Origin of the sequence: Mesorhizobium sp. B2-4-12 (assembly GCF_006441575.1) — a bacterium.
Lineage (GTDB): Bacteria > Pseudomonadota > Alphaproteobacteria > Rhizobiales > Rhizobiaceae > Mesorhizobium.
In genome coordinates, this window is sequence record NZ_VFVC01000001.1 from 133581 (window position 1) to 155504 (window position 21924).

At 63.7% G+C, this 21924-nt stretch carries 22 protein-coding genes; 10 read left to right on the plus strand and 12 right to left on the minus strand.

Translation table 11 applies throughout. The annotated features are described in order from the left end of the window. Positions 1 to 6: 6 nt before the first annotated feature. From FJ934_RS00665 to FJ934_RS00675, 3 genes are all read right to left on the minus strand, one after another. Positions 7 to 1260: an LLM class flavin-dependent oxidoreductase gene (locus tag FJ934_RS00665; protein ID WP_181165458.1), complete on the minus strand. Its 1254-nt coding sequence runs from the start codon at positions 1258 to 1260 to the stop codon at positions 7 to 9. Next, complete coding sequence (locus FJ934_RS00670) at positions 1257 to 2249, minus strand: LLM class flavin-dependent oxidoreductase (RefSeq protein WP_140606728.1); 993 nt, start codon at positions 2247 to 2249, stop codon at positions 1257 to 1259. The genes FJ934_RS00665 and FJ934_RS00670 overlap by 4 nt, the downstream gene beginning before the upstream one ends. A gap of 127 nt (positions 2250 to 2376) precedes the next feature. Further along, a complete protein-coding gene (locus tag FJ934_RS00675; protein WP_140606729.1) occupies positions 2377 to 3297 on the minus strand; it encodes a LysR family transcriptional regulator in 921 nt (306 codons plus the stop codon). 137 nt (positions 3298 to 3434) lie between these two features. Between FJ934_RS00675 and FJ934_RS00680 the strand changes: the two genes are divergently transcribed. The 4 genes from FJ934_RS00680 to FJ934_RS00695 all read left to right on the plus strand — a co-directional run bounded on the left by FJ934_RS00680 (position 3435) and on the right by FJ934_RS00695 (position 7994). After that, on the plus strand, positions 3435 to 4652 hold the full coding sequence (locus FJ934_RS00680; protein ID WP_140606730.1) for a urate hydroxylase PuuD: 1218 nt from the start codon (positions 3435 to 3437) through the stop codon (positions 4650 to 4652). A 2-nt stretch (positions 4653 to 4654) separates the two neighbouring features. Continuing rightward, positions 4655 to 5968: a guanine deaminase gene (guaD, locus tag FJ934_RS00685; RefSeq protein ID WP_140606731.1), complete on the plus strand. Its 1314-nt coding sequence runs from the start codon at positions 4655 to 4657 to the stop codon at positions 5966 to 5968. Between the two features lie 78 nt (positions 5969 to 6046). Continuing rightward, complete coding sequence (locus tag FJ934_RS00690; RefSeq protein WP_140606732.1) at positions 6047 to 6553, plus strand: heme-degrading domain-containing protein; 507 nt, start codon at positions 6047 to 6049, stop codon at positions 6551 to 6553. Positions 6554 to 6728: 175 nt separating this feature from the next. Beyond that, positions 6729 to 7994: a glycerate kinase gene (locus FJ934_RS00695; RefSeq protein WP_140606733.1), complete on the plus strand. Its 1266-nt coding sequence runs from the start codon at positions 6729 to 6731 to the stop codon at positions 7992 to 7994. Between the two features lie 241 nt (positions 7995 to 8235). On the opposite strand, the gene FJ934_RS00700 is transcribed toward FJ934_RS00695, so the two are convergent. The 7 genes from FJ934_RS00700 to FJ934_RS00730 all read right to left on the minus strand — a co-directional run bounded on the left by FJ934_RS00700 (position 8236) and on the right by FJ934_RS00730 (position 15173). Next, a complete protein-coding gene (locus FJ934_RS00700) occupies positions 8236 to 9078 on the minus strand; it encodes a UdgX family uracil-DNA binding protein (RefSeq protein WP_246671401.1) in 843 nt (280 codons plus the stop codon). A 92-nt stretch (positions 9079 to 9170) separates the two neighbouring features. After that, positions 9171 to 10556, minus strand: coding sequence for a glutamine synthetase family protein (locus FJ934_RS00705; protein ID WP_181165459.1), 1386 nt, complete (start codon positions 10554 to 10556; stop codon positions 9171 to 9173). Positions 10557 to 10588: 32 nt separating this feature from the next. Next, on the minus strand, positions 10589 to 11971 hold the full coding sequence (locus FJ934_RS00710) for an aspartate aminotransferase family protein (RefSeq protein ID WP_140606735.1): 1383 nt from the start codon (positions 11969 to 11971) through the stop codon (positions 10589 to 10591). Positions 11972 to 12153: 182 nt separating this feature from the next. Then, positions 12154 to 13128, minus strand: a complete 975-nt coding sequence (locus tag FJ934_RS00715) for a WD40 repeat domain-containing protein (RefSeq protein WP_140606736.1) — start codon at positions 13126 to 13128, stop codon at positions 12154 to 12156. An 87-nt stretch (positions 13129 to 13215) separates the two neighbouring features. Further along, a complete protein-coding gene (locus tag FJ934_RS00720; protein WP_140606737.1) occupies positions 13216 to 13743 on the minus strand; it encodes a GNAT family N-acetyltransferase in 528 nt (175 codons plus the stop codon). Beyond that, the gene (locus FJ934_RS00725; protein WP_140606738.1) at positions 13740 to 14018 is read right to left on the minus strand and encodes a DUF1778 domain-containing protein; all 279 of its coding nucleotides are present in this window, start codon (positions 14016 to 14018) and stop codon (positions 13740 to 13742) included. The genes FJ934_RS00720 and FJ934_RS00725 overlap by 4 nt, the downstream gene beginning before the upstream one ends. A gap of 81 nt (positions 14019 to 14099) precedes the next feature. Further along, positions 14100 to 15173 (minus strand): GTP-binding protein, encoded by a 1074-nt coding sequence (locus FJ934_RS00730; RefSeq protein ID WP_140606739.1) that lies wholly within the window; start codon positions 15171 to 15173, stop codon positions 14100 to 14102. A 422-nt stretch (positions 15174 to 15595) separates the two neighbouring features. On the opposite strand from FJ934_RS00730, the gene FJ934_RS00735 reads away from it, so the two are divergent. Next, positions 15596 to 16066, plus strand: coding sequence for a MarR family winged helix-turn-helix transcriptional regulator (locus FJ934_RS00735; protein ID WP_140606740.1), 471 nt, complete (start codon positions 15596 to 15598; stop codon positions 16064 to 16066). Between the two features lie 17 nt (positions 16067 to 16083). On the opposite strand, the gene FJ934_RS00740 is transcribed toward FJ934_RS00735, so the two are convergent. Continuing rightward, complete coding sequence (locus tag FJ934_RS00740) at positions 16084 to 16953, minus strand: AraC family transcriptional regulator (RefSeq protein ID WP_140606741.1); 870 nt, start codon at positions 16951 to 16953, stop codon at positions 16084 to 16086. Between the two features lie 53 nt (positions 16954 to 17006). Here FJ934_RS00740 and FJ934_RS00745 point away from each other — a divergent pair, with 53 nt between their 5' ends. The 5 genes from FJ934_RS00745 (at position 17007) to FJ934_RS00765 (ending at position 21113) form a co-directional block, all read left to right on the plus strand. Next, positions 17007 to 17414, plus strand: a complete 408-nt coding sequence (locus FJ934_RS00745) for a DUF2000 family protein (protein ID WP_140606742.1) — start codon at positions 17007 to 17009, stop codon at positions 17412 to 17414. 203 nt (positions 17415 to 17617) lie between these two features. Continuing rightward, entirely contained in the window at positions 17618 to 18502 is an 885-nt protein-coding gene (locus FJ934_RS00750; protein ID WP_181165460.1) for a DMT family transporter, read from the plus strand. 124 nt (positions 18503 to 18626) lie between these two features. Beyond that, complete coding sequence (locus tag FJ934_RS00755) at positions 18627 to 19649, plus strand: LacI family DNA-binding transcriptional regulator (protein ID WP_140606744.1); 1023 nt, start codon at positions 18627 to 18629, stop codon at positions 19647 to 19649. Continuing rightward, positions 19646 to 20629 carry a 2-hydroxyacid dehydrogenase gene (locus FJ934_RS00760; RefSeq protein WP_140606745.1) on the plus strand — a complete coding sequence of 328 codons (984 nt, stop codon included), beginning with the start codon at positions 19646 to 19648 and terminating at the stop codon, positions 20627 to 20629. Before FJ934_RS00755 ends, FJ934_RS00760 begins: the two co-directional genes overlap by 4 nt. Positions 20630 to 20711: 82 nt before the next feature. Next, positions 20712 to 21113, plus strand: coding sequence for a hypothetical protein (locus tag FJ934_RS00765; RefSeq protein WP_140606746.1), 402 nt, complete (start codon positions 20712 to 20714; stop codon positions 21111 to 21113). On the opposite strand, the gene FJ934_RS00770 is transcribed toward FJ934_RS00765, so the two are convergent. Continuing rightward, a complete protein-coding gene (locus tag FJ934_RS00770) occupies positions 21114 to 21887 on the minus strand; it encodes a gamma-glutamyl-gamma-aminobutyrate hydrolase family protein (RefSeq protein WP_140606747.1) in 774 nt (257 codons plus the stop codon). Positions 21888 to 21924 lie beyond the last annotated feature (37 nt).

Genomic DNA, 21924 nt, shown 5'->3' on the forward strand with positions numbered 1-21924 from the left:
CCGCGGCTAAGCCGGCCGTTTCAAGCCGAGATGTTCACGCAGCGTGCGGCCCTCATAGTCCCTGCGAAACAGCCCGCGCCGTTGCAACTCCGGCACGACCAGCGTGGCAAAGGCGTCGAGTTCGCCAGGGAAGTAAGACGGCATCACGTTGAAGCCGTCGGCCGCACCACCTTCGAACCGTGCCTGCAACTCATCGGCGACCCGCGCCGCCGTGCCGACGATGCGCCAATGGCCGCGTGCGCCGGCGAAGTGGCGGGCAAGCTGGCGGATGGAGAGCCCGTCGCGGCGCGACTGCTCGACAACCAGCGTCTGCCGGCTTTTCATGCCCTCGCTCTCCGGCAGTTGGGGCAGCGGCCCGTTGACCGGATAGCGCCACAGATCTGAAATACTGAGATAGCTGGACAGCAGCGCGACGCCGACATCGTCGGGGATCAGTTCCTGCAATTCCTCATGTTTCTCCCGGGCTTCGGCCTCGGTTTCCGCCACCACGGGTGCTACGCCCGGCATGATCTTGATGTCGTCCGGCTCACGCCCATAGGCCGCCACGCGCCCCTTGAGGTCGTCATAAAAGGCCTTGGCTTCCTCGAAGGTCTGTGCCGCGGTGAACACGACGTCGGTGGTGCGGGCGGCAAGGTCGCGGCCGACATCCGAGGCGCCGGCCTGGACCATGACCGGCGCACCTTGCGGCGAGCGCGGCAGGTCGAGCGGATCGCGCACCGAAAAGCTCTGGCCCTCGTGAGCGGAACCCTTGCCGCTCCAAAGATCGGTAACTACTTCGGCGAATTCGCGCGCCCGCTCATAGCGGTCGGCATGCGGCTTGAGGCCCGTGGCGCCGAAATTGGCGGCTTCGATCGGGCTGGCCGAGGTGACCAGGTTCCAGCCGGCCCGGCCGCCGCTCAGATGGTCGAGCGACAGGAAGATTCGCGCCAGGCCGTAGGGCTCGTTGTAGCTCGTCGACGCCGTCGAAACGAGGCCGATGCGGCTGGTCTGGACGGCGAGCGCCGAAAGCAGGCTGATCGGCTCGAAGCCGATCGACCGCGACGTCTGGCTGGCGATGCTGACATTGGCTTCGCGCAGGCCGGCGGCGTCCTCGCAGAAGATCATGTCGAACTTGGCCGCCTCGGCCGTGCGCGCCAATTGGATATAATGGTCGATGTCGATGCCGGCCGTCACATGCGCCTTGGGGTGGCGCCAGGCGGCGATGTGATGGCCCGTCGCCCACAGGAAGGCGCCGAGCTTCATCTGGCGGGACGCGATCATTGGTCACCTCCGCCGGCAAGCCCAAGATGCGAGCGCAAGGTTGTTCCACGATAGCCCCCTCGAACGAGGCCGCGCCGCCGCAACTCCGGCACGACACGATCGACGAAATCGTCGAGCGCCGGACCCCGCGCCGGCATCAGGATGTTGAACCCGTCGCAACTCCTTGACTGGAACCGTTCCTCCAGCCTGTCGGCGATGGCGTCAGGTCTATCACCGGCGGCGAGCGAGACATTCATCAGCACCCGCACGGCGTCCGGATCGCGCCCGGCGGCCATGATGCGGCGTTTCAGATTGTCAAGGCGTACTTTTGCGCCTTCGGCCGGTCCATCGTCCAGCAGGATGACATCGGCGGTGCGGGCGGCGATATCCATGTCGGGCTCGGACAGGCCGGACAGAACCAGCACCGGCATCTCCTGCGGTGATCGTGCGATGTTGAGCGGTCCGCGCACGGAAAAGAATTCGCCCTTGTGATCGAGCAGGTGAATCTTGTCCGGATCGTGGAAGCGGCCGCCACTCTTGTCGAACAGCAGCGCATTCGCATCCCAGCCCTGCCACAGACCCTGCACGATGCCGACGAATTCCTCCGCACGGCGGCGAAAATCCTCGTCCGAAAATCCTTCGGGCTTGCTGAAGTTGGCGGCCTCGCGCGGGTTTTGTCTCAGCGATGCGTTCCAGCCGACACGGCCGTGGCTGATGATGTCGAGGGACGCGAAACGACGCGCCAGATTGTAGGGCTGGTGGACAACGGTCGAGGCCCCAGCGGCCAGGCCGATCCTGCTGGTTACTGTTGCCAGCGCCGCCACGAGTGTCGTCGCCTCGAACGGGCTACTGGAAACGGCGCTGCCAGGTCCGGAATCGGCGATAATGACCATGTCCAGGCCCGCCTCTTCCGCCTTGCGGGCAAGGCCGGCAACAAGGCCGAAGTCCGGCGTTGGCATGGATGTGAGATCAAGTGAGACGGCGAGATGCATTGTCGTGGTGTTGCCCATCGGCTGCTCGTATCTCATCCAGGTGCGGATTGCCCGGGTCAAACCGCGCAGAGGACGAAGCTAAGTTCGTCCTCTGGCAAGGCAAGCCCGGTGAATGGACCAGCAGGCAGTCACTTGCCGGCCAGCTCTATTTCCCGGCGAGAATATCCTTGATCAGCCGCTGGCAGCGCTCCGCCATGAAGTCGAGCAACAGCCGCACCTTCGGGTCTTGCAGTTTCTTGTGCGGATAGACGGCGGCGAATTGCACCGGCGTCGGTGGCGTGTTGGCGAGGATCACCTTAAGCCGCCGGTCGCGGATGAACGGCTCGACCTCGAAGCGCGGCTTGTTGATGATGCCGCGCCCGGACAATGCCCAGCCGGTCAGCACGTCGCCATCATCGGTATCGTAGGGCCCGTGCACCTCGAATTTCTGCGGCCCGGTGGGGGTCTGCAAGGTCCAGACATATTCGCGGGCACCGGAATAGCGCAGCATCAGGCAGTCATGCTTCCGGCCGATCAGTTCCTGCGGCTCCGCCGGCTCACCGCGCGCCTCCAGATATTTGGGCGCGGCCACCAGCACGCGTTCGCAGTCCATGATGCCGCGCATCCGCAGGCTGGAATCCTCGATGATGCCAAGCCGGAAGGCGACGTCGATGCCTTCCTTCATGATGTCGACATTGTGGTCGGAGAGCCTGAGCCGCACCTCGATATCAGGATATTTGTCGTGGAAATCGGGAATCCCCGAAGCCACCAGCCTGCGCCCGAGGCCGAGCGGCGCCGTCACCTTGATGGTGCCGCGTGGCTGGCCGGAGAGCGCCGAGACGGCGGCCTCCGCCTCGGTGATCGCCTCCAGCACCTGCTTGGCGCCGGCATAAAACACGGTGCCATGCTCGGTCGGCATCAATTGCCGTGTGGTGCGGTTGAACAGCCGCACGCCAAGATGCTTCTCCAGTTCCTTGATGCGGTTGGAGGCGACCGCTGGCGAAATGCGCATGTCGCGCCCCGCCGCCGACAGATTGCCGAGTTCGACGACGCGAACGAAGACGGCGATGTTGTCGAGATAGGCCATGCGGTTCCGGGGCTTTCATGCGGCTGCGTATAGCCAACCTAGTATTTTCCATTTTTTTTTGAAAGTCATCGCACACCTCGCCTCTTTTCGTTTGCGCGCCACACCGTAAAGTCAGCCAATCGGCAGGGACGACTTCAATGATGGATTTCGCGATTTTCTGGGACTGGCTGAGCTTCGCCGTGCGCTGGCTGCACGTCATCACCGCCATCGCATGGATCGGCTCGTCATTCTATTTCGTCGCGCTCGATCTCGGCCTGCGCCAGCGTCCAGGCATGCCTGTCGGCGCCTTCGGCGAAGAATGGCAGGTGCATGGCGGCGGCTTCTACCACATCCAGAAATATCTGGTGGCGCCGGCCGAGATGCCGGAGCACCTGACCTGGTTCAAATGGGAATCCTACGCCACCTGGCTGTCAGGCTTCGCCATGCTGTGCGTGGTCTATTACGCCGGCGCCGACCTGTTCCTGATCGATCCCAATGTGCTGCCCATGTCGGTGCCTACAGGCATCCTGCTGTCGATGGCAACGATCGGCGTCGGCTGGGTGGTCTATGATCTCCTGTGCCGCTCGCCGCTCGGCAAGAGCGACACCGGCCTGATGCTGGTCCTCTATTGCGTGCTGGTGTTCATCGCCTGGGGGCTGACGCACCTGTTCACCGGCCGCGCCGCTTTCCTGCATCTGGGCGCCATCACCGCGACGATCATGTCGGCCAACGTCTTCATGGTCATCATTCCCAACCAGAAGATCGTCGTCGCCGACCTCATCGCCGGCCGCAAGCCAGACCCCAAATATGGCAAGATCGCCAAGCAGCGCTCGCTTCACAACAACTACCTGACACTGCCCGTGCTGTTCCTGATGCTGTCGAACCACTATCCCCTGGCGTTCGGCACGCAGTTCAACTGGGTCATCGCCTCGCTGGTGTTCATCATCGGCGTCTTGATCCGGCACTATTTCAACACCGTGCACAAGCGTGCCGGCAATCCGCACTGGACATGGCTCGGCGCCCTTGTCCTGTTCATGGTCATCATCTGGCTGTCGACCGTGCCGAAGGTGCTGACTGGCGAACCGAAGGCTTCCGCCTCGGCGGAAGTCTATGTCGCCTCCGCGCATTTCCCAGCCGTGCGCGACACCGTGCTCGGCCGTTGCGCGATGTGCCATGCGGCCGAACCCGTCTATGAAGGCATCTACCATGCGCCCAAGGGCGTAATGCTGGACACCGATGCCAACATCGCCGATCACGCCCGCGAGATCTATTTGCAGGCTGGCCGCAGCCACGCCATGCCACCCGCCAATGTCAGCCAGATATCGGACAAGGAACGGGCGCTGCTGGTGGCCTGGTTCGAAGGCGCGGGGAAATAAGCATGACCTCGACACTTCTGCGCGGCCGCACGCTGTCCTTCGTGCGCTGGCCCGAAACCATCGACGATCATTCCGCCTGGCGCTACGAGGAGGATGGCGGCCTGCTGATAAGCGACGGCATGATCGTCGCTGCCGGCGCCTATGCCGATGTCGAGAAGCATGCCGGTGAGGGGACAACAAAGATCGATCACCGGCCGCATCTGCTGCTGCCGGGCTTCATCGATACGCACGTGCATTTCCCGCAGATGCAGATCATCGCTTCCTACGGCGCCGAACTGCTCGACTGGCTGAACACCTACACCTTCCCGGAAGAGACGAAATTCGCCAATGCGCAGCATGGCCGCCGCATCGCGCGGCTGTTCCTTGACGAGATGGTGCGCCACGGCACCACGACAGTGGTGGCTTATTGCTCGGTGCATAAGGCGTCGGCCGAGGCCTTCTTCGCCGAGTCGCATGATCGCAACATGCTCAACATCGCCGGCAAGGTGATGATGGACCGCAACGCGCCCGAGGGCGTGCTCGATACGGCGCAATCAGGCTATGACGACACCAAGGCACTGATCGCGGAATGGCACGGCAAGGGCCGCCAGCACTACGCCATCACCCCACGTTTCGCCATCACCTCCTCGCCGGAGCAGATGGAGATGGCCGGCGCACTCTGCCGCGAGCATCCCGGCCTGCACATGCAGACGCATCTTTCGGAAAATCATGCCGAGATCGCCTTCACGCAACAGCTCTACCCCTGGTCGCGCGACTACACCGACGTCTACGAACATTATGGGCTGCTGGGCAAAAAGAGCCTGTTCGGCCACTGCATCCATCTCGGGGATCGTGAGGCCGATGCGCTTTCGGATAGCGGTTCGGTGGCGGTGTTCTGTCCGACCTCGAACCTGTTCCTCGGCTCCGGCCTGTTCGACTATCAGCGCTACCGCCGTCGCGAGAAACCGTTGCGGATCGCGGCGGCCACCGATGTCGGCGGCGGCACCAATTATTCCATGCTGCGCACCATGGACGAAGGCTACAAGGTGATTGCGCTGAACGGCGAGAAGCTGAACCCGTTCCAGTCCTTCTGGCAGATTACGCGCGGCAATGCCGAGGCGCTGTCGATGGCGGAAAAGATCGGCACGCTGGATGAAGGCACCGACGCCGATATCGTCGTGCTCGATGCCAGGGCAACGCCCGCGATGCGGCTCAGGATGGAAACGGTCGAGACGCTGGCGCAGGAACTGTTTCTGCTGCAGACGCTGGGCGACGATCGCGCCGTGCGCGAAGTCTATGTCGCGGGGCAGCCGGCCAAGAGTGACCTGGCGAATTAGAGGCCTACGGTGCGTTCCTTGCTTGACCCGGCGGCAGCCATCGGTCAAAGCGTGCGGCGAAGTTGACAGGGGAACGACATGGCCGTTGCTGACGACATCGCTCTGATCAAGAGACAGGAAGAGACCCTTGTCTTTGCCGCCTTCGATGAAGCCGTTGCCTTCAAGATCGGCTCGGCCATCCGGGACCGGGCTCTCGCCGAAACCCTGCCCATCATCGTGGATATCAGGCTGTGGGGCCGGCCGCTGTTCTATGCGGCAATGCCCGGTTCCAACGCCTCCAATCCCGACTGGGCGCGGCGCAAGATCAATGTCGTCAAACGGTTCCTGCGAAGCACCTACCGCATGGTGCTGGAACAGCAGCGCCCGGACCGCACCTTCAAGGTCGGTGAGGGGCTCGACATCTCGGACTACGTGCTGGCCGGCGGCGGCTTTCCCGTCACGGTCAAGGGCGCCGGCGTCATTGGCGTGATCGCCGTCTCCGGACTGCCGGAGCGCGAGGATCATGGCGTGGTGGTCGAGGCGCTGTGCAATCACCTGGGCATCGAAGCAAGCGAGCTTGCTCTGTCGCCGGAAACAAATTCGTGACGTTGACGCCGCCCCTCATCCGCCTGCCGGCACCTTCTCCCCGTATAGGGACGGGGAGAAGGGATTTTGTCGCGACGCCAGCGACCCCCTCTCCCCGTTCTTCACGGGGAGAGGGTAAGGGTGAGGGGCGGCGCCAGCCTTGCAAGCATTCGCGAAGCATCGACGGCATCACACCATGACCGTGCTCGACCCCAAACCCTTTCTCACCTCGATCTTCAAGGCGGCCGTTGCCGCCGCCGACCCGGAAAAGACCATCAGGCATCATTTGCCGGCTAGACCCAAGGGCCGAACCATCGTCATCGGCGCGGGGAAAGGCTCGGCGCAGATGGCGGCGGCCTTCGAAAAGGTGTGGGACGGGCCGATCGAAGGGCTGGTCGTCACCCGCTATGGCTATGGCGCCAAATGCGAGCGCATCGAGATCATCGAGGCGGCGCATCCTGTACCGGATGCCGCTGGCCTCGAAGCCTCGCGGCGCTTGCTCGCAAAGGTCCACGGCCTCACGGCGGACGATCTGGTCGTGGCGCTGATTTCCGGCGGCGGCTCGGCATTGCTGCCGTCTCCGGCCGGGGGCTTGACACTGGCCGACGAGATCGCCGTCAACGAGGCGTTGCTCGCTTCCGGCGCACCGATCGCGGCGATGAACACCATCCGCAAGCATGTCTCCACCATCAAGGGTGGCCGGCTGGCCGCAGCCGCGTGGCCGGCCAAGGTGGTGTCGCTGGTTGTCTCCGACATTCCCGGTGACAATCCGGCACTTGTCGCGTCCGGCCCGACCGTGCCGGACATCGGCAGCCGCGAAGATGCGCTGGCGTCGATCTCGGCCTATGGTATGAACCTGCCGGAGGCAGTGATGGCGCACATCAGTTCGCCGGCGGCCGATGCGCCAAATCCCGATGATCAGCGCTTTTCGCGCAATGAGGTGCATCTGATCGCCTCGGCTGGCGTGTCACTGGAAGCAGCTGCGGCGGAAGCCAGGCGCCAAGGCGTCGAAGCCGTCATCCTTTCCGATGCCATTGAGGGCGAGGCACGTGAGGTCGGCGGTGTTCACGCGGCCATCGCTCGCGAAGTGGCGACGCGCGACCGGCCGTTCAAGAAGCCGGTGCTGATCCTGTCGGGCGGCGAAACCACCGTGACATTGCGGGCAAAGGGCAAGGGCGGCCGCAACTCGGAATTCCTGCTCGCCTTCGCCCTCGGTATCAACGGCGTGGAAGGCATCCATGCGCTGGCCGCCGACACGGACGGCATCGATGGCTCGGAAAACAACGCCGGCGCTTTCGCCGACGGCTCAACCGTGTCACGCATGCGCGCGGCCGGCGTCGACGCCAAGGCGATGCTGGCGGGTAACAACGCCTGGACGGCCTTCAATGCCGTCGGCGATCTTTTCGCGCCTGGCCCAACCGGTACGAACGTCAATGATTTGAGGGCGATCCTCGTCCGTTGACGGCAGGGCCTCCGACGTCGTCATCCTAGGGCGAAGTAGGAGCGAAGCTCCGTCGCGAAGACCCTAGGATCCATGCCGTTACCTTAGCCACAAAGTGCGTCGGAGCAGAAATTCTGCACCGTTGCAACGCGTGAAAGCAACGGCATGGATCCTCGGGTCTGCGCCGCGTCGCTTCGCTCCTTGTTTCGCCCAAGGATGACGAAACGATGAGCTTTCGGCTAATCTCCAAGCTCGCATGATCTCACGTCCCCATCAGCTTCTTCACCTGCTTCATATCCTTCAAAAACCGTTCGCGCTCGGCTTCCTTGTCGGCTGGCTCATGGATGCGCAGGATGAAGGAAGGGTGGATGGTGATGAAGACGCGCAAGCCATCTTCGCGCTCGATCACCTGACCGCGCATCTTGGTCACCGGGATCGCCTTGCCCAGCAGCGACAATGCCGCCGTGGCACCGAGCGCCACGGCGAGGTTAGGCTTGATGAGCGCGAACTCCCTGTCGAGCCACCAGCGGCAGGCCTGGACTTCGCCGGCATTGGGCTTTGAGTGGATGCGACGCTTGCCGCGCGGTTCGAATTTGAAGTGCTTGACCGCGTTGGTGACATAGACCTTCTGGCGGTCAACCCCCGCGTCGTCCAGGATGGCGTCGAACACCTTGCCGGCGGGGCCTACGAAAGGTTTGCCGGTGAGGTCCTCCTGGTCGCCGGGCTGTTCGCCGACGAAAACCACTTTGGCGTTGTCGGGCCCTTCGCCGAACACGGTTTGTGTCGCATCGCGCCATAAGGGACAGCGGCGACAACCCTTCGCGACTTCGCCCAACTCGGAGATGGTGCTCGCACCATCGTCCTCAAGCTCTTCGGCCGGCTGGCGCTTCGGCCATTGCTTTGCCTGCACCTTGGCGTGTTGCGGCGCGGGCGTTGTCGGCATCCTGGCGATCATAGCTTTAGCGGCCTTGTCCGCTTCTGCGATTGGATCTGGAATGAGCGAAGCCTCTGGAAGGTTCCGCCAATATTTTTTCGACATCTCCTTCTGCATGGCTTTCACCTTCAGCCGCGCCGGATTGAAGATGTTCTCGAATAGGTGCGCCACACTCATATGTTCATGGTATGTTCTAATTGGCCGCTACGCTCCCTGTTTTGAGGCAGGCGGCGAAAAGTGAACGCCGCCCCATCATCAGGTCGTCACACCTCGTGCAGGTAGAGATGATAATCCAGTTCGCTGACCGTGCGTGCCACGCGCAGATATTCGGACTGTTTGATCGCCACGAAGGTTCGGTGCAGATCTTCGCCAAGCGCCCCTTTCAGGAAGCTGGACGCTCTGGCGGCTTCGATGGCCGCCCGCCAGTCGGCCGGCATGGTGGTGCGGGTCACCTCGGCCTCATAGCCATTGCCGGTGGTCTCGGGGCCGGGGTCGAGCGCTTCGTCGAAACCCTTGATGATGCCGGCCAGCACCGTCGCTGCGATCAGATAGGGATTGGCGTCGACGCCCGACGGGCGATGCTCGATGCGCCGGTTCCTGGCGTCGCCCGCTGGCACGCGCAGCGCCACCGAGCGGTTGTTGACGCCCCAGGTGGGCGCCACCGGCGCATAGGATTGCGAGACGAAGCGGCGCCAGGAATTGGCGTGCGGCGCAAACACCAGCATCGATTCGGCCATGGTCTGGATCAGGCCGCCGAGACCGCGCAGCAGCGGCAGCGACCAGGTTTCGCCGGGGCTTTCCGAAAAGACGTTCTTGCCGTCCTTGTCCTGCAGCGAGACATGGAAATGCATGCCCGAGCCGGCATATTTCTCGATCGGCTTGGCCATGAAGCAGGCGGTGACGCCATGGCGGCGCGCCTGGGCCCGCACCAGCCGCTTCAGCATGACAAGGTCGTCGGCGGCCCGCATCACATCCTTGCGGTAGTTCAGCGTCAACTCGTACTGGCCTGGCGCATACTCGGAGATCACCGTCTCGGCGGGAATGCCTTGCGCCTTGGCGGCGGCATAGATGTCGGAGAACAGCGGCTCCATGCCGTGCAGATGGTCGACCGAATAGACCTCCGTCTTGCCCGAAACGCGGCCGTCCAGCACCGCGCGTGCCGGCTGCACCTTGCCGTCGGCATCGCGCTCGTTGGCCAACAGGAAAAATTCCAGTTCGAAGGCGCCCGCGGGATAAAGGCCCTTGCCCGCTAGGATCTCGACTTGCCGGGCCAGCGCCAGCCGCGGGTCCGACGACATTGGCTGGCCGTCGAGATGATACATCGCCATCAGCACCTGGCCGCGCGGTGGGCTGGTGCCATGGAGCGGCACCAGCGTGCCGGGAATCGGCCATGCCCTGAGATCGCCGTCGCCGGTCGTCCAGATCAGCCCGGTCTCGTGCACATCCTCGCCGGTGATGTCGAGGCCGAGGATCGAGATCGGCATGTGCCGGCCGCCCTCGAAGATGCTTTTCAGCTCGTGCCGGCGCACGATCTTGCCACGGCCGACACCATTGGCGTCGGTCAGCACGATATCGAAGGCCTCGATCTCGGGATGGGCATCGAGAAAGGCTTGCGCCTCGGTGGGCGAGGAGCCCGAAGGTGAAATCATGATGGCACTCGGGTTTGGCTGGGCCGCTTGTCTCATGCCGCAAGCTTTGCCGCAACCGCGCCGAAGGCGGCGATCAGCCGGTCCACCTGCGCGGCGCGGGTTGCCGGCGAGATCAGCATCATGTTGTGGAACGGCGCGATCAGCACGCCGCGATTGACCAGCGCGACATGGATGGCGGCCTCCAGTTCCGGCGCATGCGCGGTCTCCGCCTCGGCGCCGTTGCGCAACGGGCCGGGCGCGCAGATGAATTCGACGCGGGCGCCGACACGGGCGACATGCCATGGCAGGCCATAGCGGTCGATCGCTCCGGTCAGCCCGGCATCCAGACGCCGCGCGAGATGGTCCATGCGGTCATAATTCTCCTGCGTCATCACTTCTTCCAGCGTGGCGCGCATCGTGGCGAACTGCAGCGGATTGGCCGACAGCGTCGTGCCCATGCCGGAATAGCCGGGCTCTTTGGTCCTGTTGTAATCGGCATAGCGCGAGGCGACCTCGTCGCTCATGCCCCAGACGCTTGCCGGGACACCGCCGGCGATCGGCTTGCCCAGCACGAAGAGATCCGGATCGAGCCCATATTTCCTTGTGTAGCCGCCGGGCCCGGTCGAGATCGTGTGGGTCTCGTCGATCAGGAGCAGCGTGCCGGCTGCGCGGGTCAGTTTGCGCAGCGCGTCATGAAAGCCCGGATCGGCCAGCACCATGCAGGAATTGGTCAGCACCGGCTCGGCGATGACGCAGGCTACATCCCTGTCCTCGAGCGCGGCTTCCAGCGCGGCAACGTCGTTGAACTCGATGACCTTGGCCGTGCGGGTCAGGTCGCGGAATTCGCCCGCCAGCCCAGGCCGGTTGACCGGCTTGCCGTCGATCAGCCGCACCATCGTCTCGTCGACCGAGCCGTGGTAGCAGCCGTTGAAGACCAGGATCTTCTCGCGGCCGGTGACGGCGCGGGCGATGCGCAGCGCAAAGCGGTTGGCGTCGGTCGCCGTGGTCGCGATCTGCCAGAACGGCAGCCCGAAATGCCGCTGCAGCAGCGGCCCGATGGCGAGCGCGTCCTCTGAAGGCAGCATATAGGTCAGGCCGCGACCGGCCTGACGGCGGATGGCGCGCGCCACCGGCGGCGGCGAATGGCCGAACATCGAACCGGTATCGCCAAGGCAGAAATCGTCCAGCCTGTTGCCGTCGATATCAGTGATCGTGGCGCCCCTGGCGCTGTCGACCAGGATCGGAAACGGCGTCGGCCAGTCGTTCATCCAATGCATCGGCACGCCGCCGAAGAAGCCCGGCAGGCCGTTGCCGGCCCCGGCGTGCGATTTCGGCCGCGCCTTGCGGAAGACCTCGGCCTCGCTGTCGCGCAGTTCGGCGATGCGGTCACGGCCGATGCCGCCGATGGACGTCTTGGAACTGTCGCTGCTGTGCATGAAACCCCCTCTCGCTGGCCCCTCTTAGCCAATCAAGCTCCGCGACCGCAATTAGCCGCGCGTCCGTTCTGCATTGGCTCAGCAGTAGGGCAGTAGGGCAGTAGGGCAGTAGGGCAGTAGGGGAGGCAGTTTCCCGGCCAGGTCCGGTACATACTGCCTTACTGCCCTACTGCCTTATTCCCTCAGGCCGTGATGTCGATGACGCCGCAGTCGCCGGCCGCGCTGCCGAAGGCGACGCGGCGTTCTTCCTTGTCCCACATCATCGAGGTGATGGCGCCCTTGCCCGGCCGCCGCAGCAGCACTTCCTTGGCGTCGGCGAAGCGCACCGCCATGACCATGCCGTCGTCATAGCCGATGGCCGCGACGTCCTGGCTCGGATGGCAGGCGACCGAGGTCACCATGGCGTTGCCGCGCGTGCCGAGCTCCAGCGGCGCCTTGCCCATCGGCCCGTCCTTGCCGGAAAACGGCCAGACGATCGCCGCCGGCGCACCGGAACTTGCCAGCCATTTGCCCTTCACGCTCCATGAAAGGCTTTTGACCTTGCCGGGATAGCCGCTCATGCGCATGTGCTTGCCGTCGGCCAGCTTCCAGCCATGCAAGGCGTTTTCCTGCATGGTCGTGACCAGAAAGGCGCCATCGGGCGAGAAGGTGATCCCGGTATGGGCGCCGGCCCATTCAAGCTCGACCGGCTTGCTCTCGGCGGCCGGGAAATGCAGCGTCGCACCATTGTAGCGGGCGACACCGAAGCGCATGCCCTTGGGCGAGAACGCCAGCCCCTCGACGGAACGCGGATGGGCGAACTCCCTGGTCTTGCCGTCGGCAAAGCGCACGAAGGCGGTCTTGCCCGAGGCATAGGCGATGGTGCCTTGCGGTCCGGCTGCGACGCTGGTGATCCACTTCTTGCCGGCGCTCGCCAGTTCGGTCACTTCGCCGCCGGCCTTCACGGCCAACGTCTTGCCGTCCTCGCCGCCGGTGATCAGCCGGTCATTGGCCGCATCATGGAAGGCGCTGAGCAATCCGTCATTGGCCTGGACGGTCTTGTGGCCATTGTCGAGCCGATGAATGGCGCCATCGGCCAGCGCAAAATGCGGCACATCGCCGAGAAAGACGGCGGCGACGCAATGGCCTTCGAGATCAAGCGGGGCGATGGTTGGCATGATTATCTTTGTTCAACGGGATGAGATTACAGAGGCGGCTTACTCGACGTTTGCGGTTCGGGCAACCAGGAGGATCGCCAAGGGCCATCAAAGCAATCCCTTGGCGCGCAGGTCGGACGCGAACGTCGCCAAGGGCATCACCAAGATCAATTCCCGCCCTTGCACGCGCTCGGCTCCATAGCTGGCGTACCACCTCGCGGCTCGCTCGTTCTTGGCATCAATGATGAGCAGGATGCCGCCACCCTCGCCGGCGAGCCGCAGGCAGCGCAACGCGGCGGCGGCAAGCAGTTGACCTCCAAGCTCGTGACCGGCGACGGTGCGGTCGGTTGCGAGCCGAGCAAGCTTGAAACCGGAAACCTCGTGTCGCGCAAGGCCCTTCGTCATTGTTTCGGGCACGGTTTCATGAGCCACGGCAGACGGCGCGATGGTATGGAAACCGAAGATACGCTCCGAAGCTGTGTCATCGATCGCACAGAAGGTCTTGGCTGCGTTTTGATCGTGGCTCTGTCGCGCGAATCTTCGCAGGAAATCGTTCATTTGCGTGTCGCCGCAATCGAAAGACGTCCGATCGTGTCCCTTCGCAATCGGTTCCTCGTGCCAAGGCGGAAGCGTCACAGTGTATCCGGCAAGGTGGCGATCGCGGCCCGGAGCTTGGCGTTGGGTTTTGGCGGGTGTTCCAACAGGTTAAGGATGCGCGTGAAATCGCGGCCGGATACCGTCGTCACCTCGGCGGCTTCGATCACGGCCTGCGCTTCGGGCACGATCTTGTCGAGGATGAAATCGGTCATGTCCTTGTGCGACAGTGCTGCGGCGCGGGCAATCATCGCCTTTTGCGCTGGAGGAATGCGGATTTGGAAGCGCTCGCTTTTGTTGTCGGCTGATCTAGGCATAGACATTTCCCAGTGTCGATGTACACATACTATGTGTACATCGTGAGATATTCAACCCGCTAAGGCGCCGTGAGGCCAGGTCTACGCCTGGCAGGCGTCAAAGCTCTTCTTCAACCGTTCGGCTTCGAGCTCGCGGCCGATGAACACCAGCCGGCTCTCATGCTTTTCGCCGTCCTTCCAGGCGCGCTGGTGGTCGCCCTCGATAATCATGTGCACGCCCTGGATGACGTAACGCTCATCATCCCCCTTGAGCGCGATGATGCCCTTCAGGCGCAGGATGTTCGGACCTTCCATCTGGGTGATCTTCTCGATCCAGGGGAAGAACTTCTTCGGGTCCATCTCGCCGCCGCGCAGCGACACCGACTTCACCGTCACGTCGTGGATATCGGAAGGATGCGAATGGTCATGATCATGATCATGATGATGATGGTGGTGGTCATGCCCGTCGTGATCATGGTCGTGGTCGTGATGATCGTGGTCATGATGGTCGTGATCGTCGCGCGCTTCGAGGAAATGCGGGTCGTTTTCCAGCGCCCTGGACAAGTCGAACGCGCCGCGGTCGAGAACCTCCGACAGAGCAACGCCGGCGCGCGTCGTGCGATGGATCCTTGCCGCCGGATTGATGGCGCGGATCGTCGCCTCGACCTTGGCGAGTTCTTCGGGGGTGACGAGGTCGGTCTTGTTGAGCACGACGACGTCGGCGAAGGCGATCTGGTCCTCGGCTTCCTTGGAATCCTTGAGCCTGAGCGGCAGATGCTTGGCGTCGACCAGCGCCACGACGGCGTCCAGCTTGGTCTTGGAGCGCACGTCATCGTCCATGAAGAAGGTCTGCGCCACTGGCACCGGATCGGCGAGGCCGGTGGTCTCGACCACGATGGCGTCGAAGCGGCCGGGCCGGCGCATCAGGCCTTCGACGACGCGGATCAGGTCGCCGCGCACCGTGCAGCAGACGCAGCCATTGTTCATCTCGTAGATCTCCTCGTCGGATTCCACGATCAGGTCGTTGTCGATGCCGATCTCGCCGAATTCATTGACGATGACCGCGTAACGTCTGCCGTGGTTCTCCGACAGGATGCGGTTGAGCAGCGTCGTCTTGCCGGCGCCGAGATAGCCGGTGAGAACGGTTACGGGAATCTGCGTCTGTGCGTCGCTCATGGCTTGCCTCGAATGACTAGGCCCTGAAAATCCGGGCCGAATAAAGGGATTGTCGGTTCCATATAGGATGTGTGCCGGGCTTTTGCACGGGGCAAACCAATGGGCCAAAGCGGCCGGCCGGGATTGTCCTGTGGTGATAGTGGCGGAAAGTGTCGCCGTTTCTGCGATTGGAAGGCAAAGAAAGCATCTTGCCAGGAGTCGCCGATCGTCGCAGCGGCCGTCGTCGTCATCGTCGCGGATCCGAGGCTCGGGAAACTCGTTTGTCATCTAACTGAAATAAACATCTGGCATTAGCCACGGCGGACACCACAATGCTTGCCGGCAAAGCTGTTTGGGGCGCCGGAATCTTTTTCGATCGTCGATTGCCAACCGGCCGGCTGCGTCTATGCTACGCGCACCGGTACGGCCGAAGAGGGATGACCATGGCCAAGGCGGACAAGACTGCAACAATGAGCCGGCTGCATTCGGCGGCAAGGCTGGCAAGAACGGCACTTGCGGCGCGGCTTTTGGCGCATGGCTTCTATGCCGGCCAGGATCAGATCATGCTCGCGCTCGACCGCGAGGACGGCCAGACGCCGGGCAATCTCGCCGGTCGCCTTGGCGTGCGCCCGCCCACCATCACCAAGACCATTAATCGGCTGCAGGCCCAGGGCTTTCTGGAAAAGCGTGCCTCCGAGTCCGATGCCCGCCAGGCGCATATCTTCCTCACCGATACCGGCCGCGAAACCATTCGCGCCATCGAGAAGTCGGTGAAGAAGACCGAAAAGCAGGCGCTGAAGGGCCTCGACAAGAAGGACCAGAAGTCGCTGTTCAAGCTGCTTGCCCGCATCGAGGCCAATCTCTCCAACACGGAATTGGTCTTGATCGACGACGACGCCGAGTCGGACGACTGATCGCCTGATTGCAACGGTCAGGCAGCTGCCGGACCTTCCCGGATCAGCGAGGACCAGCGCCCCGGCGTCATGCCGAACGCCTTCTTGAATTGCCTGTTGAAGTGGCTCTGGTCGGTGAAGCCCGCTTCGACCGCGATCTGCGCCAGGGGCTCGCCGGCGGCGATCATCCGCCGCGCGCGCTGAAGCCGGCGCATCACCAGGAAACGATGCGGGCTGGTCGAGAAGGCGGTGCGGAAATGCCTCGATAGGGCATAGCGGTCGAGCCCGGTGACAGCTTCCAGTTCGCCGGAGGTCACGGGGCGAGTGGCGTTCTCCGTGAGATAGTCGCGCGCCAGCGCTGCAGCCCGCCACGCCGTTCTGGCCATCGGCTTAGCCGGCTGGCCGGCATGGCGCGACAGGCTGTGCATCAGCTGTGCAAGGAAATCGTCAACGAACAACTCGTCGAGTTCCTGCTGCAACGGCCCCAGCGCCGAAAGCAGCGTCGCGCAGAAGGCATCGTCCCTCACCACGGCATCCCTGACGAAGGGCAGGGATGGCCCGCCAAGGCAATCGAGCATCAGCGACGGTTCCAGATAGAGCATCCTGTAGCGCAACCCGTCCTCGGTGCCGGCGCCGCCATCATGCAATTCGTCGGGATGCAGCACGATGATCTGGCCGGGCAGGCTTATCCGCACCGCACCGCGATAGCGAAAGGTCTGCACACCCTGCAGCGTCACCCCGATCGCGTAAGTGTCGTGACGGTGCGGATCGAAGGCGCTGCCGTGAAACCGCGCCTCGATCCGCTCCATGCCGACAGGGTCGGGAGCGGAGATGATGCAGTTTTCGGCCGCGCCGGCGCACAAACGTCCAAGACCCTCGAAGGCTTGGCGGTCTAATTCGAACGACATCGTCTCCTTCAGCCTCGCAATCGGGGCCTAATTCTCGAATGGTCCATTTTCTCATGTTCGATACGAAATTTGCAATCGTCCTGCGGGAAGACTTGCCGGTCTGGCAGAAACTCAACGTCACCGCCTTCCTGACCAGCGGCGTCGTCGCGCAGTTTCCAGACATTATCGGCGAGCCCTATCGCGACCGCGCCGGCAATCTGTACAACCCGCTGTCGATCCAGCCGGTTATCGTGCTGTCGGCCGATCAGGCGACGCTGGCCACGATCCACCGGCGCGCGCTGGAGCGCGGCGTGATGACCTCGCTCTATGTCGAGGAGATGTTCTCGACCGGCTTCGACGCTGCCAACCGCGGCGTCTTCGCCGAATTCGCGCCCGAGGACGCCAAGGTGGTGGGCATTGCATTGCGCGCCGAGAAGAAGATCGCCGACAAGATCACCAAGGGCGCCCGCATGCACGCCTGATATCTCCGCGGCGATGGGCTAAGCCTGCCGGCGGACTGTTGTTGTGCCAGCCTTCATTGGGAGGCGCGGCAACCGACAAATGGCTTGCCGGCAAGCGACAATTCCCGCAAAGGTGGGCTCCAGCCCCAGCTTCCCCCGGCCTGCAAGTGAGTGCTCCCCAAAGATATGTCGAAAGCGCGACACCGCCCGTGGCGATCCTGTGCATGCTTGCGACCTACGTCTTCTTCACCTTCCTCGACACAAGCAGCAAATATCTCGTCCTCGCGGGTGTTTCCGCGCTGATCGTCGCCTGGGTGCGCTTTGCGGTGCATGTGGTGCTTGTCGGCGCGCTGCTGCGCGGCTGGCGCGAGCCGGTGCGGTTTCGTCCGGTCAACCTGCCGGCGCATGTGCTGCGTGGTGTGTTCCTGTTCGGCTCGACCATGTGCAACATCCTGGCCTTGCGCTCGCTGCAACTGGCCGAGACGACGTCGATCTATTTCTTCGGACCGATGGTGATCACCGCACTTGCCGGTCCGCTGCTCGGCGAATGGGCCGGCTGGCGGCGCTGGCTGGCCATCCTGACTGCCTTCACCGGGGTTCTGATCATCACCAGGCCAGGTGTCGGCGTCTTCGGCATCGGGCACCTCTTCGCGCTGGGCTCGATGCTGTCCAACAGCTTCTATGTCATCATGACGCGCCGCATGTCGGCCACCGAAACGCCGGAAAGCCTGATCCTGTTCTCGGCGCTGGCGCCGGCGGTGCTGCTTTTGCCGATGCTGCCGTTTTCATTCTCGCTGCCGCATGATGGCTGGCACTGGTTCGTGCTGCTCATGCTCGGCGTTTTCGGCGGCGTCGGGCACTGGCTGCTGGTCCAGGCCTATCGGCTGGCGACGACCACGGCACTGGCGCCCTATCCCTATTCGCAGATGGTATGGATGATCCTCTCCGGCTGGATCGTCTTTAGCCAATTCCCCGATCGCTGGACACTGGTCGGCGCCGCCATCATAGTCGCCAGCGGCCTCTACATCGTCCACCGTGAGCACCGGCTCCGGCTGCAGAGCCGAGCGGTCTCCGATGTCGAAGCCGAAGCGCTGGCAAAAAAACTTTGATTTGCCCCCAATCGATGGCATAAGGCCGCCTTTAAACTGTTTAATGCATGTTACCCAAAAGTGGGAACCGGTTCCGGGACAACCACATGCATAGGGACTAAAGCCGGTCGGGGAGCACAGGTCACTGGCACAGAAGATCAAGCTGTCGACGATCGCGGATGCGCTCGGCGTGTCCACCGCCACGGTGTCACTGGCGCTGCGCGACAGCCCGCTGGTTGCCGGCAGCACGCGCGATCGCATCAAGGAACATGCGCGCGCCATCGGCTACATCTACAACCGCCGCGCCGCCAGCCTTCGCACCTCGCGCTCGGGCATTGTCGGCGTCGTCGTCCACGACATCATGAACCCGTTCTTCGCCGAGATCCTGCGCTCGATCGAAAGCGAACTCGACCGCAGCCGGCAGACCTTCATCCTGTCCAACCACTACGACCAGCTCGAGAAGCAGCGCACCTTCATCGACACGCTGCTGCAGCTCGGCGCCGACGGCGTCATCATGTCGCCGGCCATCGGCACGCCAGCTTCCGACATCCTGATGGCCGAGGAGAACGGCCTGCCGGCAGTGCTGATCGCCCGCACGGTCGAGGGCGCCGACGTGCCGGTGTTTCGCGGCGACGATGCTTACGGCACCGGCCTTGCCACCAACCATTTGATCTCGCTCGGGCACAAGCGCATCGCCATGATCGGCGGCACCGACCAGACCTCGACCGGCCGCGACCGCTACCAGGGCTATGTCAACGCCATGGAGGCGGCGGGGCTCGAAGTCAGACCGTCCTGGCGCATCGCCGGGCCGCGCACAAAGCAGGCCGGCTTCGAAGCCGCCGGGCAATTCCTGGCGCTGAAGGACAAGCCGACCGCCGCCTGCTGCTGGAACGACCTCGTCGCCATCGGCCTGATGAACGGCATCGCGCGTGCCGGTTTGGTGCCGGGCATCGACATCTCCGTCACCGGTTATGACGATCTCGAGGAAGCTGCGATCGCCACTCCGGCGCTGACCACCGTCTGGAACGGCCAGCGCGAGGTCGGCCGCCGTGCCGCCAGCGCGCTGCTCGACAAGCTCAACGGGCAGACGGTGCGGCCCTCGCAGGAATTGATCAAGCCGGAGCTGCATGTGCGTCAGTCGACCGGCAAGCCGGTGGAGCGTGCATGACCAAGGCTGAACAGCTCGATACCATTGCCGTTCTGGTGCCGGCGGATTTCAGCGGCCATGCGGCAGAGCGTATCGACCGCACGTTCAGGCGCGTCGGGATCGAGCGCACCGATCCGGCGCTGGTCACCGAGGAGATGCGCCGCACGGTGCGTGGCATAGCCTCCTTTGCCGGCATCGGCGCGGCGATGATGGACGCATTGCCCAATCTCGAGATCATCGCCTCCTTCGGTGTCGGCTACGATTCGGTCGATGTCAGCCATGCGGCGGCGAAGGACATCATGGTCACCAACACGCCCGACGTCTTGACCGAAGAGGTTGCGGACACGGCGATCGGGCTGCTCATCAATACGGTCCGCGACCTGCCGCGCGCCGAGACCTGGCTGCGTGACGGCAGTTGGGTGCGCAAGGGCAACTATCCGCTGAGCCGGCTGACCTTGCGTGGTCGCAGCGTTGGTATTTTCGGCATGGGCCGTATCGGGCAAGCCATTGCCCGGCGGCTGGAAGCGTTCGGCCTGCCGATCGCCTATCACAACCGGCGTCGTGTCGAAGGTCTTGCCTACCAGTATCATCCGACACTGAAGGGCCTTGCCGAAGCGGTCGACACGCTGATTTCGGTCGCACCCGGCGGAATTTCGACGCAGAAGGCGGTCAACGCCGAGATCCTGTCGGCGCTCGGCGCCAACGGTGTCTTCGTCAACATCGGCCGCGGCAGCACGGTCGACGAGACGGCCCTTGCGGCGGCTCTTGCCGACGGCACCATCGCCGCCGCCGGGCTCGATGTCTTCGCCGACGAACCTAACGTGCCCAAGGCGCTGCTCGACGCGCCGAATACCTCGCTGCTGCCGCATGTCGGCTCCGCCTCGGAGCATACGCGCCGCGCGATGGCGGATCTGTGCGTCGATAATCTGGTGTCCTGGTTCAGCGACCGCCGGCCGCTGACACCGGTGCCCGAGACCGCGCATGTGAAGGCTCGCAGCTGAGCGGCCAGGCCACCATATTATTAACGCCAGCTTAACCCTTTGAAATCATTTTTTATCCAGAAGTTCGCAGGGTGAAGAAAGAATGAAAGTGCTTTCCGCACTGATTGCCGTCGCCGCGCTGTTTGGCGGCGTCCAACTGTTTCACGGCGGCAATGGCGAAAGCGTCGCCGAAGACGCCCCGGCGCCCGGCAACACCTACAGGCTGGTCGCCAATGGCGACGAAGGGGCCTGCGCGGTCACGCGCGGCGCCCCGGTCTCGGACGGCCTGTCGCTGTTGACGGTAGCGCCCAATTGCCGGCGGCTCTTGCCAGGCATCGAACAGGCAAAATTTTGGCGTGAAGGACAGGACGGAACGGTCGCGTTCAGCGCGAACGGCATCGATCCGATCGTGACCTTCGCCGTGGCCGATGGCGGCGGCTATGAATCCTACGCCCCGACCGCACCTTTGCTGTCGCTGGCGGGCGATCGGAAGACTGAAGACTGATTATTCCGCAGCGGCCCGTGCACCGGCTTTTGCTGTGGCGTGCAGGCGCACCGCATCGCCGAAAGCGCGGAAGATCTTGGCCGAGATGCTGTCCGATTTGACCCAATATTCCGGGTGCCACTGGACACCGACCGCGAAGGCGCGGGCATCCCTGACCGAAACCGCCTCGACCGTGCCGTCGGCGGCGACGGCTTCGAGCTGCAGTTTCGGGCCGAGCCGGTCGACGGCCTGGCGGTGCACCGAATTGACCATGATCTCGCCCTCCCCGAACACGCCGGCCAGGCAGCTTCCGGACTTGATCGTCACCCTCTGGCGGATGCCGAAGCGCTCGTCCTGATTGTCGCTCACCGGTGCGCGGTGGTCGAGCGAACCCTCGCGCTCCTGGATCTCGGTCGCCAGCGTGCCGCCCAGCGCCACATTCATCTCCTGGATGCCACGGCAGATGGCAAGCAGCGGCACGCCACGCTCGATCGCCCTGCGGATCAGCGGCAGCGTGGTGGCGTCGCGGGCCGGGTCGTAGGGGCCGTTGGCTTCACTGGGGTCGCCGCCGTAGAGCGAGGGGTGGACGTTGGATTTCGAGCCGGTGACCATCACACCATCGACCGATGACAGGAGTTCATCGAAGTCGAGCCTGTCGCCGAACGACGGCACCAGCAAGGGAAACACGCCCGCACCCACGATTGCGGCTTCCAGGTATTGCTGCGGGGCGGCATGCCAGGTGTAGTTGTCGAACTGGCGGACGTCGGTCGATATGGCGACGAGCGGCTGATGCATTTTGGGTCTGTTTTCCATCTGGCAAGGGATGTCCTGC

What these genes read in the sequence shown, in the direction of transcription:
- FJ934_RS00750 (WP_181165460.1), top strand. Translation starts at nt 17,618, where the DNA reads ATGCTTGCGACCTACGTCTTCTTCACCTTCCTCGACACAAGCAGCAAA.
- FJ934_RS00740 (WP_140606741.1), bottom strand. Translation starts at nt 16,953, where the DNA reads ATGTCGTTCGAATTAGACCGCCAAGCCTTCGAGGGTCTTGGACGTTTG.
- FJ934_RS00760 (WP_140606745.1), top strand. Translation starts at nt 19,646, where the DNA reads ATGACCAAGGCTGAACAGCTCGATACCATTGCCGTTCTGGTGCCGGCG.
- FJ934_RS00705 (WP_181165459.1), bottom strand. Translation starts at nt 10,556, where the DNA reads ATGATTTCACCTTCGGGCTCCTCGCCCACCGAGGCGCAAGCCTTTCTC.
- FJ934_RS00680 (WP_140606730.1), top strand. Translation starts at nt 3,435, where the DNA reads ATGATGGATTTCGCGATTTTCTGGGACTGGCTGAGCTTCGCCGTGCGC.
- FJ934_RS00710 (WP_140606735.1), bottom strand. Translation starts at nt 11,971, where the DNA reads ATGCACAGCAGCGACAGTTCCAAGACGTCCATCGGCGGCATCGGCCGT.
- FJ934_RS00715 (WP_140606736.1), bottom strand. Translation starts at nt 13,128, where the DNA reads ATGCCAACCATCGCCCCGCTTGATCTCGAAGGCCATTGCGTCGCCGCC.
- FJ934_RS00675 (WP_140606729.1), bottom strand. Translation starts at nt 3,297, where the DNA reads ATGGCCTATCTCGACAACATCGCCGTCTTCGTTCGCGTCGTCGAACTC.
- FJ934_RS00670 (WP_140606728.1), bottom strand. Translation starts at nt 2,249, where the DNA reads ATGGGCAACACCACGACAATGCATCTCGCCGTCTCACTTGATCTCACA.
- FJ934_RS00745 (WP_140606742.1), top strand. Translation starts at nt 17,007, where the DNA reads ATGTTCGATACGAAATTTGCAATCGTCCTGCGGGAAGACTTGCCGGTC.
- FJ934_RS00735 (WP_140606740.1), top strand. Translation starts at nt 15,596, where the DNA reads ATGGCCAAGGCGGACAAGACTGCAACAATGAGCCGGCTGCATTCGGCG.
- FJ934_RS00770 (WP_140606747.1), bottom strand. Translation starts at nt 21,887, where the DNA reads ATGCATCAGCCGCTCGTCGCCATATCGACCGACGTCCGCCAGTTCGAC.
- FJ934_RS00695 (WP_140606733.1), top strand. Translation starts at nt 6,729, where the DNA reads ATGACCGTGCTCGACCCCAAACCCTTTCTCACCTCGATCTTCAAGGCG.
- FJ934_RS00730 (WP_140606739.1), bottom strand. Translation starts at nt 15,173, where the DNA reads ATGAGCGACGCACAGACGCAGATTCCCGTAACCGTTCTCACCGGCTAT.
- guaD (WP_140606731.1), top strand. Translation starts at nt 4,655, where the DNA reads ATGACCTCGACACTTCTGCGCGGCCGCACGCTGTCCTTCGTGCGCTGG.
- FJ934_RS00725 (WP_140606738.1), bottom strand. Translation starts at nt 14,018, where the DNA reads ATGCCTAGATCAGCCGACAACAAAAGCGAGCGCTTCCAAATCCGCATT.
- FJ934_RS00765 (WP_140606746.1), top strand. Translation starts at nt 20,712, where the DNA reads ATGAAAGTGCTTTCCGCACTGATTGCCGTCGCCGCGCTGTTTGGCGGC.
- FJ934_RS00690 (WP_140606732.1), top strand. Translation starts at nt 6,047, where the DNA reads ATGGCCGTTGCTGACGACATCGCTCTGATCAAGAGACAGGAAGAGACC.
- FJ934_RS00665 (WP_181165458.1), bottom strand. Translation starts at nt 1,260, where the DNA reads ATGATCGCGTCCCGCCAGATGAAGCTCGGCGCCTTCCTGTGGGCGACG.